This window comes from Streptomyces sp. NPDC055962, assembly GCF_042270185.1.
Lineage (GTDB): Bacteria > Actinomycetota > Actinomycetes > Streptomycetales > Streptomycetaceae > Streptomyces.
In genome coordinates this window covers 1-3,207 of the sequence record NZ_JBHJYN010000028.1, presented here as the reverse complement: position 1 = coordinate 3,207, position 3,207 = coordinate 1, and the positions used below count along the sequence as shown (strand labels likewise).

The 3,207-nt window shown below is 56.4% G+C and carries 1 rRNA gene; it reads left to right on the top strand.

The features are described 5' to 3' along the window. The first annotated feature begins 60 nt into the window (after positions 1-60). Positions 61-3,185, top strand: a 23S ribosomal RNA gene (locus ACFC51_RS35695). The last annotated feature ends 22 nt before the right edge of the window (positions 3,186-3,207 follow it).

Here is a 3,207-nt window from a genome sequence, read left to right as displayed (position 1 = left end):
CGTGGGGTGATGGGTGGCTGGTCGTTGTTTGAGAACTGCACAGTGGACGCGAGCATCTGTGGCCAAGTTTTTAAGGGCGCACGGTGGATGCCTTGGCACCAGGAACCGATGAAGGACGTGGGAGGCCACGATAGTCCCCGGGGAGCTGTCAACCAAGCTTTGATCCGGGGGTTTCCGAATGGGGAAACCCGGCAGTCGTCATGGGCTGTCACCCGCTGCTGAACACATAGGCAGTGTGGAGGGAACGCGGGGAAGTGAAACATCTCAGTACCCGCAGGAAGAGAAAACAACCGTGATTCCGGGAGTAGTGGCGAGCGAAACTGGATGAGGCCAAACCGTATGCGTGTGATACCCGGCAGGGGTTGCGCATGCGGGGTTGTGGGAGTTCTCTTGATCAATCTGCCGATTGGTCGGCAAGTCAGAAACCGTTGGTGTAGGCGAAGGACATGCGAAAGGTCCGGCGTAGAGGGTAAGACCCCCGTAGCTGAAACATCAACGGCTTGCTTGAGAACCACCCAAGTAGCACGGGGCCCGAGAAATCCCGTGTGAATCTGGCGGGACCACCCGCTAAGCCTAAATATTCCCTGGTGACCGATAGCGGATAGTACCGTGAGGGAATGGTGAAAAGTACCGCGGGAGCGGAGTGAAATAGTACCTGAAACCGTGTGCCTACAAGCCGTGGGAGCGTCGCTGGCAGCACTTGTGCTGTCAGTCGTGACTGCGTGCCTTTTGAAGAATGAGCCTGCGAGTTAGCGGTGTGTAGCGAGGTTAACCCGTGTGGGGAAGCCGTAGCGAAAGCGAGTCCGAACAGGGCGATTGAGTTGCACGCTCTAGACCCGAAGCGGAGTGATCTAGCCATGGGCAGGTTGAAGCGGAGGTAAGACTTCGTGGAGGACCGAACCCACCAGGGTTGAAAACCTGGGGGATGACCTGTGGTTAGGGGTGAAAGGCCAATCAAACTCCGTGATAGCTGGTTCTCCCCGAAATGCATTTAGGTGCAGCGTCGTGTGTTTCTTGCCGGAGGTAGAGCACTGGATAGGCGATGGGCCCTACCGGGTTACTGACCTTAGCCAAACTCCGAATGCCGGTAAGTGAGAGCACGGCAGTGAGACTGTGGGGGATAAGCTCCATGGTCGAGAGGGAAACAGCCCAGAGCATCGACTAAGGCCCCTAAGCGTACGCTAAGTGGGAAAGGATGTGGAGTCGCAGAGACAACCAGGAGGTTGGCTTAGAAGCAGCCACCCTTGAAAGAGTGCGTAATAGCTCACTGGTCAAGTGATTCCGCGCCGACAATGTAGCGGGGCTCAAGCGTACCGCCGAAGTCGTGTCATTCACACATATAGGGCCAACGCCTGTGTGGATGGGTAGGGGAGCGTCGTGTGCCGGGTGAAGCAGCCGCGGAAGCGAGTTGTGGACGGTTCACGAGTGAGAATGCAGGCATGAGTAGCGATACACACGTGAGAAACGTGTGCGCCGATTGACTAAGGGTTCCTGGGTCAAGCTGATCTGCCCAGGGTAAGTCGGGACCTAAGGCGAGGCCGACAGGCGTAGTCGATGGACAACCGGTTGATATTCCGGTACCCGCTTTGAAACGCCCAATACTGAATCAGGCGATGCTAAGTCCGTGAAGCCGGCCCGATCTCTTCGGAGTTGAGGGTAGTGGTGGAGCCGACGAACCAGACTTGTACTAGGTAAGCGATGGGGTGACGCAGGAAGGTAGTCCAGCCCGGGCGGTGGTTGTCCCGGGGTAAGGGTGTAGGCCGTGTGGTAGGCAAATCCGTCACACGTTAAGGCTGAGACCTGATGCCGAGCCGATTGTGGTGAAGTGGATGATCCTATGCTGTCGAGAAAAGCCTCTAGCGAGTTTCATGGCGGCCCGTACCCTAAACCGACTCAGGTAGTCAGGTAGAGAATACCGAGGCGTTCGGGTGAACTATGGTTAAGGAACTCGGCAAAATGCCCCCGTAACTTCGGGAGAAGGGGGGCCATCACTGGTGATCCGATTTACTCGGTGAGCTGGGGGTGGCCGCAGAGACCAGCGAGAAGCGACTGTTTACTAAAAACACAGGTCCGTGCGAAGCCGTAAGGCGATGTATACGGACTGACGCCTGCCCGGTGCTGGAACGTTAAGGGGACCGGTTAGTGCACTTTCGGGTGTGCGAAGCTGAGAACTTAAGCGCCAGTAAACGGCGGTGGTAACTATAACCATCCTAAGGTAGCGAAATTCCTTGTCGGGTAAGTTCCGACCTGCACGAATGGCGTAACGACTTCTCGACTGTCTCAACCATAGGCCCGGTGAAATTGCACTACGAGTAAAGATGCTCGTTTCGCGCAGCAGGACGGAAAGACCCCGGGACCTTTACTATAGTTTGATATTGGTGTTCGGTTCGGCTTGTGTAGGATAGGTGGGAGACTTTGAAGCGGCCACGCCAGTGGTTGTGGAGTCGTCGTTGAAATACCACTCTGGTCGTGCTGGATGTCTAACCTGGGTCCGTGATCCGGATCAGGGACAGTGTCTGATGGGTAGTTTAACTGGGGCGGTTGCCTCCTAAAGAGTAACGGAGGCGCCCAAAGGTTCCCTCAGCCTGGTTGGCAATCAGGTGTTGAGTGTAAGTGCACAAGGGAGCTTGACTGTGAGACCGACGGGTCGAGCAGGGACGAAAGTCGGGACTAGTGATCCGGCAGTGGCTTGTGGAAGCGCTGTCGCTCAACGGATAAAAGGTACCCCGGGGATAACAGGCTGATCTTCCCCAAGAGTCCATATCGACGGGATGGTTTGGCACCTCGATGTCGGCTCGTCGCATCCTGGGGCTGGAGTCGGTCCCAAGGGTTGGGCTGTTCGCCCATTAAAGCGGTACGCGAGCTGGGTTTAGAACGTCGTGAGACAGTTCGGTCCCTATCCGCTGTGCGCGTAGGAATATTGAGAAGGGCTGTCCCTAGTACGAGAGGACCGGGACGGACGAACCTCTGGTGTGCCAGTTGTCCTGCCAAGGGCATGGCTGGTTGGCTACGTTCGGAAAGGATAACCGCTGAAAGCATCTAAGCGGGAAGCCTGCTTCAAGATGAGTATTCCCACCACCTTGAGTGGTTAAGGCTCCCAGTAGACGACTGGGTTGATAGGCCAGATGTGGAAGCCCGGTAACGGGTGGAGCTGACTGGTACTAATAGGCCGAGGGCTTGTCCTCAGTTGCTCGCGTCCACTGTGTT